Source organism: Thermovenabulum sp., from assembly GCF_049701175.1.
GTDB lineage: Bacteria > Bacillota > Thermosediminibacteria > Thermosediminibacterales > Thermosediminibacteraceae > Thermovenabulum.
Genome location: NZ_JBNATW010000003.1, coordinates 87,181 through 106,472, shown reverse-complemented (window position 1 = coordinate 106,472; position 19,292 = coordinate 87,181). Strand labels below are relative to the sequence as shown.

Here is a 19,292-nt window from a genome sequence, read left to right as displayed (position 1 = left end):
ATGGGAAAAATAAGGGTATTAGATGAGGAGATTGCTCAGAAAATTGCAGCCGGCGAGGTCGTTGAAAGACCAGCTTCTGTTGTAAAAGAACTTATTGAAAATTCTATTGATGCAAAGGCTAAAAGCATTCATGTTGAGATTAAGGATGGGGGCAAAAAACTCATTAAAGTTGTAGACGATGGAGAAGGTATATCCTCCGATGATGTCTTATTAGCTTTTCAAAGACATGCTACAAGCAAAATAACAAAGCTTGAAGATATCTTTATTGTAAAAACTTTGGGATTCAGAGGAGAAGCTCTACCGAGTATTGCTGCAGTTTCTAAAGTCACTATGCTTACTAAGACAAAAGATGAAAATATTGGCACAAAATGCATTGTTGTGGGTGGAAAAGTTGAATATTTTGATGAAGCCCTATCAAAAGAAGGGTGTTGTTTAATTGTCGAAGATCTATTTTTTAATACACCTGCGCGATTAAAATTTTTAAAATCATCTTCAAAAGAATCAGCTTTTATCTCAGAAGTTGTTACAAAATACGCTATTGGACATCCGGAAATTTCATTTAAATTAAAAATTGATGGAAAGGAAATTTTTACTACGTCCGGAAATGGTAATATTAAGGAGGTTTTTGCAAAAATTTATGGAATTGAAGAAGCAAAAAATTTAATTGAAGTCAAAAAACATTTTGGTGTTTTGGAGATAGAAGGATTTTTATTGCCTCCTCATTATGCTCGAAGCAATAGATCTTATGAAATTTTTTTTGTAAATGGAAGATATATAAAAGATAAAAACTTATCTTTATTTTTAGAAAAAGGCTATTCCACATTTTTACCAAACGGAAAGTTTCCTATTGCAATCATATTCATCAATATCGATGAATCCTATGTGGATGTTAATGTGCATCCTTCAAAAACGGAAATAAAATTTAAGGATGAGTATAAAATTTTTGATTCTTTATATTTAACCGTGAAAGAAGCTTTAAAAGGAGATATTTTAATCCCAAAAGAAACACTCTCAAAAGATAAAGGATACCTACAAGAAGAAAGTATTACTTTTTTAGAAAAACTTCAGAATAAAAATGAAAAATTTACCATAAAAAGGGAATATTTCTATGATTTTGAGGATAAAATAGAAAAAAAGCCCAATAATGAAATTGACAATCTATTTAAGGAAAATAGTAACTTATATAATACAGCAGAATTGATAAAAAATGAGGTCATTAAAAAATGTCAAGAAAAAAGTCAACTAATAAGAGAGTATAAAATAGTTGGACAGTTGTTTAATACCTATGTTATTTTTGAAGAAGAAAATAATTTTTATTTGATTGACCAACATGCTGCTCACGAAAGGATATTGTATGAAATGTATTTAAATTATTCAAAGTCCTTTGTGGTTCAAGAGCTTTTAGTTCCTCAAATTTTTAAGCTTACCTATTCTGAAATGGAATTTTTTAAAACAACAGTTGATATTTTCAAAAGTAATGGATTTGATGTGGACATATTTGGGGATGATTCTATTATTATACGTGCTGTACCTTTCACCTTTGGAATTCCAAAAGAACCTTCATATATAAAGGAAGTCTTAGATGAATTAAAAGAAGAGGGCTTTCCTAAAGACAAGGAAAAGATAATAGCTTCCCTTGCATGCCATTCAGCTATAAAAGCGGGAGAGAAATTAAATATCGAGGAAATGGATAAGCTTATTAAAATGCTTTTAAAAACAGAAAATCCATATAATTGTCCCCACGGCAGGCCTACGATAATATCCTTTTCTTTATATGAGTTGGAAAAAAAATTTAAGAGGGTTTCAATTTGAAAAAGGAGAAAATATTTTTACTTGCAATTGTAGGTCCGACAGCTGTGGGGAAAACGGAAATAGCAATTGAAGTTGCTGAAAGAATAAAGGGAGAAATAATATCGGCAGATTCTATGCAAATTTATAAATATATGGACATAGGAACTGCAAAACCTACCAAAGAGGAAAGAAAAGGGGTTCCTCATCATTTAATCGATATTATTGAGCCAGATGAAGAATTCAGTGTTGCAGATTACAAATATTTAGCCGAAAAAGTTATCGAAGATGTTTCAAAAAGAAGAAATGTACCGATTTTAACTGGTGGCACGGGACTGTATATAAATGCAGTTTGCTACAACTATGCCTTTTCTAATTTTCACAAGGATGATAACTTAAGAAAAGAATTGGAAGAAAAAGCAAAGAATTATGGAAATGAATATTTATATAATATTTTAAAGGAGGTAGATCCAAAATCTGCTGAAAAAATACATGTGAACAATAGAAAAAGGTTAATAAGAGCTTTAGAAGTTTTTTTCGGTACCGGAAAACCTTTCTCTTTTTTTGAAGAAGAAACTAAAAAAAGAACCAGTCCTTATGATTTACTTATTTTTGGGCTGACAAGGCCGAGGGAGGAATTATATGACAGAATAAATAAACGAGTCATTAAAATGATTGAACAGGGTCTAATTGATGAGGTTAAAAGTTTGCTAAAAAAAGGATATTCCAAAGATTTAAACTCAATGCAGGGATTAGGCTATAAGGAAACCATTGAATATTTAGAAGGAAAAATTACATTAGATGAAGCAATTTATAAAATTCAGCGTGATACAAGACATTATGCCAAACGCCAGTTTACGTGGTTCAAGAAAAACAAAGATATTATTTGGCTTGATGTTTCAAAAGAAGGCAAAGAAAAAATTATCCAACATATTGTTTTAGCAGTTGAAGGAAAATTAAAAAATTATTAGAATATATCTTGTAGATATATAAATATAAAGGGGGACAAAGAATGTCAAAAAATCAAATTAACATTCAGGATGCTTTTTTAAATCAAGTAAGGAAGGAGAATATAGCTGTAACAATTTATCTTATTAATGGGTTCCAGATCAAAGGCCATGTAAAAGGCTTTGATAATTTTACAGTGGTTTTGGATTCTGAAGGCAAACAGATGTTGATTTACAAACACGCAGTCTCAACCATTTCTCCTCAAAAACCTGTTTCCTTTACTAACAACAATAATAACAATGAAAAAAAACAGGAAGAATAATATTAGGAAGAAAAAACTTCCGAGGAACAGCCTCGGAAGTTTTTAATTGTGTCAAATGATTTAGAAACCTCATATTATAACTATAGCATCAGTTTATTGAAAAAAATTTTAATGTTTAGGTGGAAAAACTATGGTTGATATAAAAAATATTATAATTAAGGATTCCACTGAAATTTTTAATTTAGTCACTAATGGAATTATTTCACCTCCAGAAGCCTTATCTTTATTTAAAGAAATTGAAAGTAAAAAATATGAAATAAAAAAAAATAAAGAGGAAAAGTTGGAAGATGTATTAAGAGAACTAGACAGTTTGGTAGGTTTAACAAAAGTAAAACAGCTCGTAAAAGAGATACACGCCTTTGCAGAAATTCAAAAAAGGCGAAAGAAAGAGGATTTGCTAACTGATCCTCTTGTCCTTCATATGATTTTTAAGGGTAGTCCAGGCACTGGTAAAACAACGGTTGCAAGGCTCATTGGGAAAATGTTTAAAGAAATGGAAATCCTTCAAAAAGGTCATTTGATTGAAGTTGAAAGGGCTGACCTTGTTGGAGAATACATAGGACATACTGCCCAAAAAACAAGAGATCAAATAAAAAAGGCTTTAGGAGGCATATTATTTATCGATGAAGCTTATTCACTTGCAAGGGGAGGAGAAAAGGATTTTGGTAAGGAAGCAATAGATACATTGGTAAAAGCAATGGAAGATTATAAAGATAATTTAATTGTTATTTTGGCAGGTTATAAAGATGAAATGGATTGGTTTTTAAGGACAAATCCCGGACTTCGTTCAAGATTTCCTATTCAAATAGAGTTTCCCGATTATACTTTAGAAGAACTTTTACAGATAGCAATAATAATGGTTGAAAAAAGACAATATAAATTTACAAAAGAAGCCATAGAAAAATTAGAAAAAATATTTATAGAAAGTAAAAAGTCAATTTATTACGATAAATTAGGTAATGCAAGGTTGGTAAGAAATCTTATTGAAAAAGCAATAAGAAAACAGGCGCTTCGGCTTATAAATCAAAAAAATATATCCAAAGAAGATTTAATTTATATAAGGCCGGAAGACATTGTGCCATTGGAAGAATAGTTTTTAAAAATTTTTCTTGACACTACATAAATACATGTTATAATTAACTTAAATAAATAGCCACCTTTAAACTGGTCCCGTGAGGCTGGTAAGGTGAGGCGAAAAAAAATAAAAGAGAAAAAAAGCCTTTCTCTGCCTGACGGAGGAGGGCTTTTTTTGTGCCCAAAATCCGCTTTGATTTAAATTCGATAAAAAATTCCCCATGCCTCACGGTATGGGGAATTTTTTTAAGAAAAGGAGGGATATAATGTTTAAAAATTACGGGCTTTTAGGCATCGAGCATTTAGAAAAAGAAGATATCGAAGAAATCTTAGACCTGGCTTTTGTGTACAAAGATTACATCAATAAAGGAATTAAAAAATTATCAACACTTAGAGGAAAATCAATAGTAAATTTGTTTTATGAACCAAGCACGAGGACAAAAAACTCCTTTGAGCTTGCTGCAAAATATCTTGGCGCAAATGTTATAAATTTTACAACTCAGGGGAGCAGTGTACAAAAAGGTGAAATTTTAAAGGATACAGTGATAACATTGACAGCAATGGGAATCGATGCAGTAGTTATTAGGCATAACATGTCGGGTACTCCAATGTATTTGAAAAAATATATAAATCTCCCAGTAATTAATGCGGGGGATGGAATGCACGAACATCCTACACAGGCTTTGCTTGATATGATGACGGTAAAGGAATACAAGGGCACCCTAAAAGGCTTGAAAGTAGCAATTATTGGAGACATTGTCCACAGCAGAGTGGCAAAATCAAATATAATAGGTTTTTCTAAAATGGGGTCTAAGGTTTATATAGCGGGTCCATGTACCTTAGTACCCGAGATTGCCAAAAAGTTTGGGGCAATTGTTAAAAACAATGTCGAAGAGGCAGTTGAAGGAGCAGACGTGGTGATGGGGCTTAGGTTGCAGCTGGAGCGCCAAAAGAAAAATTTATTTCCAAGCACCGGTGAATATGCAAAATACTACGGAATTAATTCTAAGGTGTTAAATCTCGCAAAACAGGATGCTCTACTACTTCATCCTGGACCCGTTAACAGGGAAATAGAGCTCACTTCAGAGGTAATGGATGGAGAAAAATCTTGTATTAGAGAACAGGTTACAAATGGAGTAGCCATAAGGATGGCGGTTTTAAATCTTTTGCTAGGAGGTAAGGAGTATGAAAAAGTTATTTAAAAATGCAAGGGTAATAGACCCTTCTCAAGGGATTGATGACATTTTAGATATCTTGATTGAGGGTGAAAAAATAGCAGGTATAGGGAAAAATTTAACATCATTCGATGCGGAAATTGAAGATCTTACAGGAAAAATAATAACTCCAGGGCTTATAGATATGCATGTCCATTTTAGAGAGCCCGGCTTTGAAAAAAAGGAAGATATCAAAACAGGGATGTTGGCAGCAGCCAGAGGTGGTTTTACAGCAGTTGCTTGTATGCCCAATACAAACCCACCTTTAGATAATCCTTATTTAATTAAATATGTAATTGATAGAGCTAAAGAATATGATTTAATAAAACTTTATCCCATAGGATGCGTAACAAAAGGAAGAATGGGCATAGAACTTTCCGAAATTGGTAAAATGAGCGAACAAGGTGCTGTAGCATTTTCCGATGATGGAAGTCCAATAGGAAACAGCGCATTGATGAAAAGAGCCCTCTTATATGCAAAAGGTTTTGATAAAGTAATAATCGATCACTGTGAGGATCCTGCTCTATCTGAAGGTGGGCAGATAAATGAAGGTTACATGTCCTTTAAATTAGGGCTTACGGGAATACCAGCATCCGCTGAAGAAATAATGGTCGCAAGGGATGTAATTCTTGCAAAGGAAACAAAATCCAAAGTGCATATAGCTCATATTAGTACCAAAGGTTCAGTCGAAATTATTAGAAGAGCTAAGGAATTAGGGGTTAATGTTACTTGTGAAGTAACCCCGCACCATTTAATTTTAACCGAAGATGAAGTTGAAGGATATAATCCTTTGGCAAAAGTAAATCCTCCATTAAGGACATCAGAGGATGTTGAAGCCCTAATAGAGGGCCTGAAAGATGGCACAATAGATTGTATTACATCTGACCATGCACCTCATACCAAAGAAGAAAAAGAAATGGAATTCGAATACGCACCATTTGGAATATCGGGTATAGAAACATCTCTCGGGCTTATCCTCGATAAAATTGTCAATAAAGGTGTTATATCTTTAAGCCAAATGGTAGAAAAAATGTCTCTAAATCCTGCAAAAATATTAAATATTGATGGAGGTACACTAAAACAGGGTTCTTTTGCTGATATTACTATAATCGACCCTTACATTGAATGGACTGTAAAAAAAGAAGAATTTTTATCAAAAGGCAAAAACACTCCTTTTGATGGCTATAAATTAAGAGGAAAAGCGATAAGGACAATTGTAAAGGGAAAAGAAGTATATAAGGAGGTACATCATGAAAGCCTTGTTGGCACTGGAAGACGGTTCGATTTATGAAGGATTATGCTTTGGTAAAGGCGGGACAAATTATGGTGAAATAGTTTTTACTACTGGGATGACAGGTTATCAAGAAGTTTTAACAGACCCGTCCTATGCAGGCCAGATTGTTATGTTTACCTTTCCCTTAATAGGTAACTACGGTATATTTGATGAATTTCAGGAATCAGAAAAAATTTTTGCAAGAGGTATGGTAGCAAAAGAAATAAATTTTATATCTTCCTCAAAAATTGAAAATTTGATTGATTACTTGATAAAGAATAATACTTTTATGATAACAAATATTGACACAAGGGCTATCACTTTAAAATTAAGAAATTACGGGGTAATGAAGGCTGCTATTTCCACTGAGTTTAACAAATCGGAACTTATAGATTATTTAAAACAAGTTCCTAATTTGACAGAAGAAGACCTTATTAAAGAAGTTACTACTTCAGAAAAAAAGATATATAAACCGTCTAGTCAAGCAAAAACTTTTTTAAAAATTGGAATATTGGATTTTGGGGTAAAAAAAGGAATCATAAATGCATTAACAAAAAGGGGCTGTGAAGTTATCGTTTTTCCTGCATCTACTTCTTCTGATGATATTTTAAAGGAAAAAATTGATGGTTTACTCTTATCAAACGGGCCCGGTGATCCTAAAAAAGCAAAATTTGCAATAAAGACTATAGAAAGCCTCATTGGGAAAATCCCCATTTTTGGTATATGTCTTGGGCATCAACTTTTATCCCTTGCCTTAGGAGGAGATACTTACAAATTAAAATTCGGACATCGCGGTGCAAACCAACCTGTATTAGATTTAAAAACAAAAAAGGCTTTTATAACTACTCAGAATCATGGTTTTGCCGTTGATAAAAAAAGTTTGAAAAAAAAGGTTAAAATAACTCATATTCACGCAAATGATGGGACTATAGAAGGGATTGAACACAAAGATTATAAAATTTTCTCGGTACAATTTCATCCAGAGGCGTGTCCAGGTCCGAAAGACACAGAGCATTTGTTTGATAAATTTCTAAATCTAATAACAAAGGAGGAATTAGATGCCTAAGGATAAAAATATTAAAAGAGTCTTAGTAATTGGTTCTGGACCGATTGTGATAGGGCAGGCTGCGGAATTTGATTATTCTGGCACGCAAGGATGTCTTGCTTTAAAAGAAGAAGGTATTAAAGTAATACTTTTAAACAGCAATCCTGCGACAATAATGACAGATCCCAATATTGCCGATAAAGTATATATGGAACCAATTAATTTAGATTTTGCAGAAAAAATTATAAAACTGGAAAAACCGGATGGAATATTACCAACTTTGGGCGGCCAAGCCGGATTGAACCTTGCAGCAGAGCTTTACGAAAGCGGAATACTAAAAAGGGAAAGGGTAAAACTTCTCGGCACACCAATTACTGCTATAAAAAAAGCAGAAGACAGGAAACTTTTTAAAAGACTAATGCTTAAAATAGGAGAGCCAGTACCAGAAAGTATAATTGTAAAAGATGAAAGTGAAGCTTTAGAATTTGCAAAAAAACATGGATTCCCGCTAGTTATAAGACCTGCTTATACATTGGGAGGAACAGGTGGAGGAATTGCTTTTTGCGAAAAAGATTTAATTGAAATTACAAAATTAGGACTTTCTTACAGCAGAATAAAACAGGTTTTGATTGAAAAGAGTCTACTTGGCATGAAAGAAATTGAATACGAAGTTATAAGGGACAAAAGAGGACAGTGCATTACGGTCTGTAATATGGAAAATATAGATCCAGTTGGAGTCCATACTGGAGATAGTATTGTGGTCGCACCAAGTCTTACCTTAACGGATAAGGAATACCATATGCTGAGAAGTGCGGCGCTAAAAATAATAAATGCTCTCAAAGTAGAAGGAGGTTGCAACATCCAATTTGCCCTTGATAAAGAAAGCGGAAAATACTATGTAATCGAAGTAAACCCGAGGGTATCAAGATCAAGCGCTCTTGCATCAAAAGCAACAGGATACCCCATAGCTAAAATAGCAGCTAAAATAGCTTTAGGTTATACATTAGATGAACTCAAAAATCCAATAACAGGTAAGACTGCATTTTTTGAGCCTGCACTTGATTATGTTGTTGTAAAAATGCCCAGGTTCCCTTTTGACAAATTTGAGGATGCAGATAGGACGCTAAATACTCAAATGAAAGCTACTGGTGAAGTAATGGCTATAGGTAGAAATTTCGAAAATGCTTTAATGAAGGCTGTAAGATCTTTAGAACAAGGATTTTTAGGCCTACAGTCTCTGGAATATAAAAACATTGACAATGAAAGTTTAATGAAAATGATTAGGATTCCTACAGATAAAAGAATATTTGCAATAGCTGAAGGTTTAAGAAGAGGATTCGATCTTGAAGTAATATCCAAAGAAAGCAAAATAGATCGCTTTTTTATAGAGAAAATAAATAACATAATAAAAGTGGAAAAGGAACTTAAAGAAAAACCTACTGAAGAGACGATAGAAAAAGCAAAATTAATAGGTTTTCCTAATAAATTGATAGCTGATATTTTAGAAAGAAAAGAAGAAGAGATAGAGGAGCTAACTAAAAAACTAAAACCCTCATATAAAATGGTAGACACCTGCGCGGGAGAATTTCAAGCCTTTACTCCTTATTATTACTCGAGTATTGGAGAAGAAAATGAAGCCCTTCCTATAAAAGATAAAAAAGTAGTTGTAATAGGTTCAGGGCCGATTAGAATAGGACAGGGTATAGAATTTGATTACTGCAGCGTTCACGCGGTAAACGGTGCAAAAAAAGAAGGCTATAAAACCATTATTATTAACAATAACCCAGAGACCGTTAGTACGGATTTTACCTTGGCAGATAGATTATATTTCGAGCCCCTTTATATAGAAGACGTCCTTTCGGTAATAAAAAATGAGAATCCTGATGGGGTCCTTTTGCAATTTGGTGGTCAGACTGCTATTAATTTGGCAGAAAAATTAGCGAAAAACAATATAAAAATCTTTGGTACAGCTGTAGAATCTATTGATATAGCTGAAGATAGAGAAAAATTTGATATGCTTCTTGAAAAGTTAAAAATCAAAAGACCACCTGGAGTAGCAGTAAAAAGTAAAGAGGAAGCCTTAAAAGCTGCATCAAACTTGGGATTTCCAGTATTGATAAGGCCATCATACGTGCTTGGTGGTAGAGCTATGGAAATAATTTACAGCATTGAAGAATTAGAAGATTATCTAAAAAAAGCAATTAAAGTATCGGATAAAAAACCCATTTTAATTGATAAATACATCTCGGGAAAAGAAGTGGAAGTAGATGCCGTTTCAGATGGCAAAGAGGCATTGATACCGGGCATTATGGAACATATAGAAAGGGCTGGAATTCACTCTGGTGATAGCATAGCAATTTGCCCTCCTAAGGATTTAAAAAGAGAAATAATTGATAAAATAATTAATTATACTGAAAAGATATCAAAAGCATTAGAAATAAAAGGACTAATTAACATTCAATTTGTAGTTGAGGGGGACGAAGTCTACGTAATAGAGGTTAACCCTCGTTCAAGCAGGACAGTGCCCTTTTTAAGCAAAATCACAAATATACCTTTAGCAGAAATAGCAGCAAGGGTTGCTTTAGGAAAAAGTTTAAAGGATTTGGGGTTAAAAGGAGGCCTTTACAAGCAAGATGGTATAATTGCAGTAAAAATGCCGGTATTTTCCTTCTCAAAGCTGAAGAGAGTAGAGCCTTCCTTAGGGCCAGAAATGAAATCTACAGGAGAAGTTATCGGAATAGATAAAAGCCTTGAAAAGGCTTTATACAAGGCATTTTTAGCAACAGGAGTGAAAATACCTGAGCACGGAGCAATACTTGCAACGATTGCAGATAAGGATAAGAAAGAAGCAATTAGACTTTTAAAGAAATTTTATGAATTAGGTTTTTCTATAATTGCAACCGAAGGGACTGCAAAAGCCCTTGAAAAAGCTAAAATACCTGCAGAGAGGGTTAAAAAGGCCTTTGAAGAAGAACCTAATATTTTAGATTATATTAGGGAAGGAAGGGTTCAGATAGTTATAAATACCCTGACGAAAGGAAAAGCCCCGGAAAGAGATGGATTTAAAATACGCAGGGCAGCTACTGAAAGCGGCATATTATGCATTACTTCCTTAGATACAGCTAAGGCTTTATATAAAGCTTTGGAATCTGTAACATTAAAACCATTAAGCCTTGAATGTTCGGGAGGAATAAAATGAAAGTTATTGAAGAGGGAATAATTTTAAAAAATAAGCCTTTAGGAAAATATATAAACTTAATAAAAATTTACGCCCCGCAAGTTGCAAAACTTTCTAACCCCGGTCAATTTGCAATGTTGAAAGTTAATGAAAATACCATACCGTTATTGCGAAGGCCGTTTAGTTTTGCTTATGTTAATAAGGAAGAAGGGGAAGTATATTTTTGTATAAAAGTTGTAGGAGAAGGTACAAGGTTATTAGTAAACAAGAAGCCAAAAGAAATAGTAGAAATTATAGGACCATTAGGGAATGGCTTTGAAATTGATAAAGATTTGATAAATAGCAAAAAAAGCATTGTTCTTGTAGGAGGTGGCATAGGTGCTGCACCTTTAGCTTATTTAGCAAAATGCTTAATGATTGTAAAAGCTGATAAAATTGCCCTTTTAGGTGCCCGAACCAAAGAGGAGATAATCTTAAAAAGTGAGTTTGAAAGGGCTGGTTTTAAATTAAAGATTTCAACGGATGATGGAAGCGAGGGCCATAAAATGAGTGTTTTAGAACTTTTGCTTTCTGAAATTGAAAATATAAAAAAGCCCTTTATTTTGTATGCCTGCGGCCCAAAAGGCATGTTGAGAGGCTTAAAAAATTTAAATTTAACAGAATGTACAATTTACGCTTCTCTGGAAGAAAAAATGGCCTGCGGAATGGGTGCCTGTTTTGGCTGTTCGGTTAAAATGACAAATGGTGAATACAAAAGAGTATGCAAAGATGGCCCCATTTTTAATATAGAAGAAATTGATTTTGAGGAGGAGAACAATGGATAAAAAAATTTTAGACAAGGTAATAGTTGCACTGGACTTTTCAGAAGAAAAAAGGGCTTTAGAAATAGTGGATATTTTAAATAATGAAATAAAGATATTTAAAATCGGTTTGGAACTTTTTCTTTCTTGTGGTCCAAAAATTATAGAAAAAGTTAAAGCAAAAGATAAAGAAGTATTTCTTGACCTTAAACTTCATGATATTCCAAATACCGTAAAAAAAGCTTTAAGCAATTTGATAGAATACGATATTTTTATGACTACAGTACATGCTTTGGGCGGAAGGAATATGCTGAGAGAAGCAAAAAATACCATAATTGAAGTGGCTGAAAAGAAAAATAAAAAAAGGCCTCTAATTATTGCTGTAACACTTTTAACAAGTTTAGAAGATGAAGATTTAAAAGAATTAGGAATACAAGGAAAATTAGAAGATGAAGTATTAAAACTTGCAAAGATTTCAAAAGAAGAAGGTATAGACGGAGTTGTTTCCTCGCCTTTAGAATTACCAATTCTTAAAAAAATATATCAAAATAAACTTATATTTATTACTCCCGGTATTAGAAAAAGCTTTATACCCGGAGATGACCAAAAAAGAAAATTAAGCCTTAAAGAAGCAATTTCAGAAGGTGCGAATTATGTTGTTGTTGGAAGACAAATTACCTTGGCAAATGACCCGCAAAAAGCTTTATATGACCTTTTAGATTAGGGAGGGCTATTTTAATGGAGAATATATTAGAAAGATTTGTTGAGCTCGGAGCAGTAAAAAAAGGGCATTTTCTACTCTCATCAGGAAAACACAGCGATACTTATATTCAATGTGCTAAAATTTTTGAATACCCTATTGAAGCAGAAAAAATAGTGGGAATGTTAGCAGAAAAATTAAGTGGGTTAAAAATTGATACTGTTATAGGGCCTGCAATTGGAGGAATTACCGTTGCCTATGAGTTAGGAAGAGCACTGGGCATCAGGGCAATTTTTGCAGAAAGAGAAAATGGCATATTTACTTTAAGAAGAGGTTTTGAAATAAAGGAAAAAGAAAAAGTGCTAATAGCAGAAGATGTAATCACAACTGGCGGCTCTGCAAAGGAAGTGATAGAACTTGTAAGAAACTTAAAGGGAGAAATAGTTGGTGTAGCATCTTTAGTAGACAGGAGTAAAGAAAAACAAATTTTTGATGTACCTTTTTTTAGCTTGATAAAGATCGAATTAGAAATATTTAACGAGGAGGATTGCCCACTTTGCAAAAAGGGAATTCCTTTTATAAAACCGGGGAGCAGGCAGCGGTAAAGTTAAACTTAACAATTAAAATAGGAAATATGGAATTTAAAAACCCTGTTATGAATTCATCGGGTACCTTTGATTTTTTCGAGTATATGGATTTTTTCAATGTTAATGAAATGGGTGCTTTTATTCCTAAAAGCATTACATTGAAAGAGAGAAAGGGCAACCCACCTCCCAGGTTAGTCGAAGTTGCAGGGGGAATAATAAATTCTATAGGAATTCAAAACGAAGGCGTGGAAAAGTTTATAAATTTTTGGGAGGATAAAAAGGATTTTATAAAAACAAATTTTATTGTGAGCATTGCCGGAACTTCTTACGATGAATATGAAGAGATTGTGAAAAGATTAGAAACTAAAAATTTCTTTTCTGGCTACGAAGTTAATATATCGTGTCCAAATATAGAAAAAGGAGGAAAAACTTTTGGACAATGCCCTGAAGATACTTATGAGGTAATTAAACGAGTAAAAGATAAAACCCAAAAGACAGTTATAGCAAAATTAAGTCCCTTTGTAACTGATATAACCGAAATAGCAAAAAAAGCAAAAGAAGCTGGAGCAGATGCAATAACTGTTGCCAATACAATACCTGCCATGTTGGTAAATTTAAATTCAAAAAAGCCATACTTGGGTAATAAAACAGGAGGTCTTTCAGGCCCTGCTATAAAACCGATAATTATGAAACTTATATATGACATAAATAACAAAAAGATAAATATTCCTGTCATTGCATGTGGAGGTATAATGAATGCCAAAGACGCGTTAGAATATTTGGCATTAGGGGCTTTTGCAGTCCAAATTGGGACGGCAAATTTTATAAATCCTAAGGTTATAAAAGAAGTAATTGAAGGAATAAAAGAATATATGTTACATGAAAAAATATACGATATAATGGAATTTATCGGTATTTTAGAAAGATGATAAAAATTAGAAGTACAAAACTAAATTGTATAGAAGGAATTTTAAAATAAGTGTAGAATATATAATAAAATAATGAAACTTCCCCAAAATACAATCGTGGCTTTATAAAAAAGTCACTACGTATTTTGGGTCGTGTAGGTAGATAAGATTATGATGTATCCCAAAAATACTATTTACATTATAGGTAATTCTAAATCTCAACAAAATAACCCCATTACTCAAATTTATAATATTTTTTTCATAGGATTTGTAGTAGAAAAAAATTCTGGCATTATTTTAGACGCAGATGCTTCATTTATACTTCAAAGTTCTATTAATTTTATTAAATCCCTTTTTGTAGGTAGAAGTATGGAAGAAGATATAAATCAAATCATCGAAGAAATTGAAGCAAGATACTTTGGGTCTTCTCAAAAAGCCATAATTGTAGCTTTCAAAGATGCCCATAAAAAATATTTGCAAATTAAAAATGGGAAAAAGAATATTGAAGAAATCCCATAGGGCTGCTTTATTACCTTAATTCAGCGGTGATAAAATCCAGCCAATACGTGTTTACTGCGTATTTGGCTGGATTTCATTTTTTTGGAGGTGGTTAAAACGAAAATCGTCGACATCAAAACTGGAATTATTAAGGCATCCCTTAAAAAACCTTTCATCACTGCACTTCGCAGAGCAATAGAGGTAGAAGATGTTATTGTCAAAATCATTACTGATGAAGGATTAGAAGGCTTTGGCGAAGCTGCACCTACTCCTGCAATCACCGGTGAAACTCACGGTTCCATAATAGAAGCCATAGAAAAATTTATAAAGCCTGCAATAATCGGGATGAATATTGAAGATTTTGAAGAAATCATAAAAAAAATAAACAATTCTATTTTACACAATACCAGTGCTAAAGCTGCCTGTGATATAGCCCTTTATGATATCTTGTCAAAATATTATGAAGTACCGTTATATCAATTCCTAGGTGGAGCAAAAAAAAGCATAAGTACTGATATAACGATTAGTTTAAATGATATAGAAAAAATGGTTTTGGACTCAATTGAAGCTGTAAATCAGGGCTTTAATACTTTAAAAATAAAAGTAGGAGGTGATTATAAAAAGGATATTCAAAGAGTAAAAGCAATTAGGGAAGCTGTTGGAGAAAAAATAAATTTACGAGTAGACGCAAATCAAGGATGGAAAACAAAGGAAGCAATATTTGCCGCTAATGAAATCGCAAAGTATAATATTGAATTGTTAGAACAGCCGGTAAAAGCTTACGATTTAGAAGGTTTAAAAGAAGTTACAAAAAACTCACCAATTCCGGTAATGGCCGACGAAAGCATTTTTTCTCCTTACGATGCCGTTAAAATTATCTCCATGAAGGCCGCCGACATAATAAATATAAAACTAATGAAATGTGGCGGAATTTACAATGCTTTAAAAATAAATTCTTTAGCTGAGTCTGCAGGTATAGAATGTATGGTAGGAAGCATGATGGAGTGTAAGGTTTCTGTTACAGCTGCCGCACATTTAGCTGCAGCAAAATCAAACATTACGCGATGCGATTTAGATGCTCCTTTTCTCCTAAATAACGATCCTGTGATAGGTGGTATTTTCTATAACGGTTCAGATATAACATTTTCCGAAGGTTTCGGTCTTGGTATAGAAAAAATAGAGTTAAAAAATGAAATTTTTGGAGAATAAAAATACTATTATGATAATATGATGTAAATCGATTAAGATAGGAAATATTGAATTTAAAAATTATTTACGGTAACATTAAAAATTAAGTTTTATTATAATTTTAAATATCATTTTATTGTCATTGGAGGTGATAAAAATAGTAGTTAATTTAAAAATATTTTTTAAAATTGCAAAATATTAAGGGGGTATATTAATGCAAAAGAAAATTTTTGCCATTATTTTGATTGCTGCTCTTGCAATCAGCCTCTTTGCTGGATGCGGCACAAAAAATCAAGGGCAACAGCCTTCTCAGCAGCAAACTCAAAATATTGCACAGGTTTTAAACGATTATTTTACTGAAGATCCAAACGGTTTTGATGTTCAGGAAAGTACGACCCTTTCAATGTATACTATGGCAAGGCTCTTATACAGCACATTAGTAAGGTACAAAGGCGAAACTTTAGAACTTGAACCAGAACTTTTGGCAAAAATGCCCGAAGTATCTGAAGATGGTAAGGTTTATACTTTTGAACTCAAAAGGGGAATAAAATTCCATGACGGCCAAACAGAATTAAAATCCGATGATGTGAAATTTACAATTGAACGCATGCTTGATCCTAACGGCAAAGGTGCAAGCACATGGCTTTTCGAGCCCATTCTCGGCGCAAAGGCTTTCATGGAAGGAAAATCAAATTCCCTTGAGGGTTTCAAAAAAATTGACGATTATAAATTCCAAATAATATTAGAAAAACCCTATGCTCCTTTTATACAAAATTTTGCAGTTCCCTCCGCATCTATATACTCGGAAAAACTTGTTAAAGCTGGTGGCGATAATTGGAAATTCAACCCAATGGGAACAGGGCCCTTCAAATTGAAGAAATACGAACCAAATACCGAAATCGTTTTAGAGAAAAACCCCAATTATTTCGAGCCTGGATTGCCAAAACTTGATGAAATCCATTTCAGGATAATTCCTGACGATACTACAGCAGTTATGGAATTTGAAAATGGCACCCTTGACGTGGCTACAATTCCTATTACTGAATATCAGAGGATTAAGGATTCAGGAAAATACAATGTTTTAGAAAGTGTAGCATTAAATACATATTATTTCTTAATGAACGTCAGCGATCCAAAATGGTCTGATGTACGTATAAGAAAGGCTATGGCTATGGCTATTGATAAGAAAAAATTAGTAGAAACCCTATATGGCCCACGGGGAACAGTGGCAAAAGCCTTTGTAACACCTGGAATCCCGGGAGCATACGAATTAGGTCAGGGTCCAGCCTATGACTATAATCCTGAGGAAGCAAAAAAATTGGTGAAAGAATTGGGCGGGAATGTAAAAGTTGAAGCTTGGCAAAGAGGTGGAGACAGGTTAACAGATGCAAATATTGCCATTCAGGCAATGGCAAAAGAAGTAGGAATTGATCTTGATATCAAAATAGTAGAAAAGGCTGCTTTCGGCGATGCAAGGAGTAAGGGTAAAATTCCTGCAAACTATGGCAACTGGTGGGCAGATATTCCTGACCCCGATAACTATTTATATACATTCTTTGCAAAGACCAATCAAATGTCTTCAGGTTACAACAATAAAAAAGTTCAAGAAATGTTAGAACAAGCTCGTGCAGAAACTGATACAGTAAAACGCAATGAACTCTACAGGAAAATTGAGGATACTATCGTAAAAGAAGATGTTGCTGTAATCCCCTTATTCCATATAAAGAGTTTGCTTGCAACACAGAAAAATGTAAAGGGAATATTTATTCATCCTACTGGCGTAACGGTTTATATTAATGCTTATAAAGAATAATAGGTTTAGCGTTTGACTTTTGCGTTTTTACTTAGAGGAATATTATAAAGGAGAGATGCACATAAAATGTGCATCTCTCTACGTTTACTTCTTGGAGGTGTAACAGTTTGTTAGAATATATTTTAAGAAGGCTGCTTTTTTCTATTCCCGTATTAATTGGAGTGTCTCTAATAACATTTATTTTGCTCAATGTGGTTCCAGGAGATCCGGTAGTAGAAATGCTCGGTAAACACGCAGATCCGCAAACTGTACAAAAAATAAGGCAACAACTGGGTTTAAACGACCCCCTTTATGTTCAGTACTTTAGGTTTTTGTTTAATGCAGTAAGAGGAGATTTAGGAAGGTCATTTAAGACAGGTCAACCTGTAACAAAAATGATTTTAGAAACCTTCCCAACCACTTTAAAGCTTGCACTTTCATCTGCTTTTGTTGCAATAATAATAGGTCTTACTGTAGGAATAATTTCAGCCGTAAAACAGTATTCTTTTTTTGATCATTTCTCCATGTTTATAGCATTAGCTGGAATTAGCGCACCAATTTTTTGGGTTGCTGTTATTGCACAAATATATTTTGGGCTATACTTGGGATGGCTCCCAATTTCAGGATATTCTTCAATAAAGCACATGATTTTGCCAGCAGTTGTTTTGGGTATTAGGTTTGCTGCTTCCATTGCAAGGTACACCAGGAGTATGATGCTCGATGTAATAAGGCAGGATTACATAAGAACTGCCCGTGCAAAAGGCTTAGCCGAAAAAACGGTAATTTTTGTTCATGCGTTAAAAAATGCTCTCATTCCGGTTGTAACCATAATTGGGATGCAAATCAGCGGACTATTAACCGGCTCTATATTAACGGAAACAATATTTGCAATTCCTGGTATAGGAAGACTTTCAGTATGGGCTTTATCCAATAGAGATTTTCCTCTTGTCCAAGGGACGGTTCTTTTTACAGCAGTTGTTTTTGTAATCGGAAACTTGATTGTAGATCTTTCATATGCTTATTTAGACCCAAGAGTCAGGCTGCAGTAAGGAGGGCATCAAGAGTGGCTGAAAATTATTCCTTTTGGCAGGATGCCTTTAAGAGGTTAAAACAAAACCGTCCTGCAATGATCGGACTTGTTATAATTATTTTATTTACCATTCTTGCTATTTTATCTCCGGTGCTTTCGCCAGCCGACCCTATAAAACAAGACCTTTCAAATAGGTTAAAACCACCAGGTTCTCCATCAAATATTTGTAAAAACGGTATTTATATCCTTGGTTCAGATGAATTTGGAAGAGATATATTATCAAGGATTTTATATGGTGCACGAATTTCTTTAAGTGTCGGGATTATCTCTCAAATATTAGTGACAATCGTCGGAGTAACCATGGGGTCATTAGCAGGTTATTACGGTGGGAAAATCGATATGTTGATTATGAGGCTTGCCGATATTTTATTTGCATTTCCTGACCTTTTGTTTTATATAGGAGTAATGTTTGCTTTAGGGCCGAGTATCTATAATGTTTTTGTAGCATTAGCACTGATAGGATGGGCAGGAATGGCTCGTTTAGTAAGAAGTCAGGTAATTTCCTTGAGGGAGATGGAATATATTGAAGCTGCCAAAGCTCAAGGTTTATCTGATTTAAGAATAATATTGAAACATATTCTCCCCAATTGTGTAGGACCGATAATTGTCTCTATTACAATGGGAATTCCGGGAGCAATTTTAGCTGAGGCTTCACTTTCCTTTTTAGGATTGGGTGTTCAGCCGCCTACACCAAGTTGGGGAAACATGATTTACGCCGCAAGGGCTTATATGAGAACAAACCCAATGTATTCGGTATGGCCGGGTCTTGCAATAATGATTATGGTATTTTCTTTTAATCTTTTAGGAGACGGTTTGAGGGATGCCTTTGATCCTAAATTAAAAAGATAAAATTACTTATAATGAGGGATTTAAAATGAATGTTAATA

Annotated in this window: 17 protein-coding genes; all 17 read left to right on the top strand. The window is 33.7% G+C overall.

The window, feature by feature from the left end; translation table 11 throughout:
• The 17 genes from mutL to ACPLVF_RS01785 all read left to right on the top strand — a co-directional run bounded on the left by mutL (position 1) and on the right by ACPLVF_RS01785 (position 19,254).
• A complete protein-coding gene (gene mutL, locus ACPLVF_RS01865) occupies positions 1–1,812 on the top strand; it encodes a DNA mismatch repair endonuclease MutL (protein ID WP_424906123.1) in 1,812 nt (603 codons plus the stop codon).
• Positions 1,809–2,759 carry a tRNA (adenosine(37)-N6)-dimethylallyltransferase MiaA gene (gene miaA, locus ACPLVF_RS01860; protein WP_424906122.1) on the top strand — a complete coding sequence of 317 codons (951 nt, stop codon included), beginning with the start codon at positions 1,809–1,811 and terminating at the stop codon, positions 2,757–2,759. Before mutL ends, miaA begins: the two co-directional genes overlap by 4 nt.
• 41 nt (positions 2,760–2,800) lie before the next feature.
• Positions 2,801–3,058, top strand: a complete 258-nt coding sequence (gene hfq, locus ACPLVF_RS01855; RefSeq protein WP_424906121.1) for an RNA chaperone Hfq — start codon at positions 2,801–2,803, stop codon at positions 3,056–3,058.
• A 130-nt stretch (positions 3,059–3,188) separates the two neighbouring features.
• Positions 3,189–4,151: a stage V sporulation protein K gene (gene spoVK / locus ACPLVF_RS01850; RefSeq protein WP_424906120.1), complete on the top strand. Its 963-nt coding sequence runs from the start codon at positions 3,189–3,191 to the stop codon at positions 4,149–4,151.
• A 244-nt stretch (positions 4,152–4,395) separates the two neighbouring features.
• The gene (locus tag ACPLVF_RS01845; protein ID WP_424906130.1) at positions 4,396–5,334 is read left to right on the top strand and encodes an aspartate carbamoyltransferase catalytic subunit; all 939 of its coding nucleotides are present in this window, start codon (positions 4,396–4,398) and stop codon (positions 5,332–5,334) included.
• Positions 5,318–6,637 carry a dihydroorotase gene (locus tag ACPLVF_RS01840; protein ID WP_424906119.1) on the top strand — a complete coding sequence of 440 codons (1,320 nt, stop codon included), beginning with the start codon at positions 5,318–5,320 and terminating at the stop codon, positions 6,635–6,637. The genes ACPLVF_RS01845 and ACPLVF_RS01840 overlap by 17 nt, the downstream gene beginning before the upstream one ends.
• A complete protein-coding gene (gene carA / locus ACPLVF_RS01835; RefSeq protein ID WP_424906118.1) occupies positions 6,597–7,685 on the top strand; it encodes a glutamine-hydrolyzing carbamoyl-phosphate synthase small subunit in 1,089 nt (362 codons plus the stop codon). The genes ACPLVF_RS01840 and carA overlap by 41 nt, the downstream gene beginning before the upstream one ends.
• Positions 7,678–10,863: a carbamoyl-phosphate synthase large subunit gene (carB, locus tag ACPLVF_RS01830; protein WP_424906117.1), complete on the top strand. Its 3,186-nt coding sequence runs from the start codon at positions 7,678–7,680 to the stop codon at positions 10,861–10,863. Before carA ends, carB begins: the two co-directional genes overlap by 8 nt.
• Positions 10,860–11,666 (top strand): dihydroorotate dehydrogenase electron transfer subunit, encoded by an 807-nt coding sequence (locus ACPLVF_RS01825; RefSeq protein WP_424906116.1) that lies wholly within the window; start codon positions 10,860–10,862, stop codon positions 11,664–11,666. The genes carB and ACPLVF_RS01825 overlap by 4 nt, the downstream gene beginning before the upstream one ends.
• Positions 11,659–12,366 carry an orotidine-5'-phosphate decarboxylase gene (pyrF, locus tag ACPLVF_RS01820; protein ID WP_424906115.1) on the top strand — a complete coding sequence of 236 codons (708 nt, stop codon included), beginning with the start codon at positions 11,659–11,661 and terminating at the stop codon, positions 12,364–12,366. The genes ACPLVF_RS01825 and pyrF overlap by 8 nt, the downstream gene beginning before the upstream one ends.
• A 14-nt stretch (positions 12,367–12,380) precedes the next feature.
• A complete protein-coding gene (gene pyrE, locus ACPLVF_RS01815) occupies positions 12,381–12,947 on the top strand; it encodes an orotate phosphoribosyltransferase (RefSeq protein ID WP_424906114.1) in 567 nt (188 codons plus the stop codon).
• A complete protein-coding gene (locus ACPLVF_RS01810) occupies positions 12,899–13,858 on the top strand; it encodes a dihydroorotate dehydrogenase (protein ID WP_424906113.1) in 960 nt (319 codons plus the stop codon). The genes pyrE and ACPLVF_RS01810 overlap by 49 nt, the downstream gene beginning before the upstream one ends.
• A gap of 150 nt (positions 13,859–14,008) precedes the next feature.
• Positions 14,009–14,356 carry a DUF3870 domain-containing protein gene (locus tag ACPLVF_RS01805; protein ID WP_424906112.1) on the top strand — a complete coding sequence of 116 codons (348 nt, stop codon included), beginning with the start codon at positions 14,009–14,011 and terminating at the stop codon, positions 14,354–14,356.
• A gap of 81 nt (positions 14,357–14,437) precedes the next feature.
• Positions 14,438–15,544, top strand: a complete 1,107-nt coding sequence (locus ACPLVF_RS01800; protein ID WP_424906111.1) for a dipeptide epimerase — start codon at positions 14,438–14,440, stop codon at positions 15,542–15,544.
• Between the two features lie 193 nt (positions 15,545–15,737).
• On the top strand, positions 15,738–17,336 hold the full coding sequence (locus ACPLVF_RS01795) for an ABC transporter substrate-binding protein (protein ID WP_424906110.1): 1,599 nt from the start codon (positions 15,738–15,740) through the stop codon (positions 17,334–17,336).
• A gap of 107 nt (positions 17,337–17,443) precedes the next feature.
• Positions 17,444–18,364, top strand: coding sequence for an ABC transporter permease (locus ACPLVF_RS01790; protein ID WP_424906109.1), 921 nt, complete (start codon positions 17,444–17,446; stop codon positions 18,362–18,364).
• Between the two features lie 14 nt (positions 18,365–18,378).
• The gene (locus ACPLVF_RS01785; protein ID WP_424906108.1) at positions 18,379–19,254 is read left to right on the top strand and encodes an ABC transporter permease; all 876 of its coding nucleotides are present in this window, start codon (positions 18,379–18,381) and stop codon (positions 19,252–19,254) included.
• The last annotated feature ends 38 nt before the right edge of the window (positions 19,255–19,292 follow it).

Coding starts and splice junctions, on each gene's coding strand:
- ACPLVF_RS01840 (WP_424906119.1), top strand. CDS start 5,318: ATGAAAAAGTTATTTAAAAATGCAAGGGTAATAGACCCTTCTCAAGGG.
- pyrF (WP_424906115.1), top strand. CDS start 11,659: ATGGATAAAAAAATTTTAGACAAGGTAATAGTTGCACTGGACTTTTCA.
- ACPLVF_RS01805 (WP_424906112.1), top strand. CDS start 14,009: ATGATGTATCCCAAAAATACTATTTACATTATAGGTAATTCTAAATCT.
- ACPLVF_RS01795 (WP_424906110.1), top strand. CDS start 15,738: ATGCAAAAGAAAATTTTTGCCATTATTTTGATTGCTGCTCTTGCAATC.
- pyrE (WP_424906114.1), top strand. CDS start 12,381: ATGGAGAATATATTAGAAAGATTTGTTGAGCTCGGAGCAGTAAAAAAA.
- carB (WP_424906117.1), top strand. CDS start 7,678: ATGCCTAAGGATAAAAATATTAAAAGAGTCTTAGTAATTGGTTCTGGA.
- spoVK (WP_424906120.1), top strand. CDS start 3,189: ATGGTTGATATAAAAAATATTATAATTAAGGATTCCACTGAAATTTTT.
- carA (WP_424906118.1), top strand. CDS start 6,597: ATGAAAGCCTTGTTGGCACTGGAAGACGGTTCGATTTATGAAGGATTA.
- ACPLVF_RS01825 (WP_424906116.1), top strand. CDS start 10,860: ATGAAAGTTATTGAAGAGGGAATAATTTTAAAAAATAAGCCTTTAGGA.
- hfq (WP_424906121.1), top strand. CDS start 2,801: ATGTCAAAAAATCAAATTAACATTCAGGATGCTTTTTTAAATCAAGTA.
- mutL (WP_424906123.1), top strand. CDS start 1: ATGGGAAAAATAAGGGTATTAGATGAGGAGATTGCTCAGAAAATTGCA.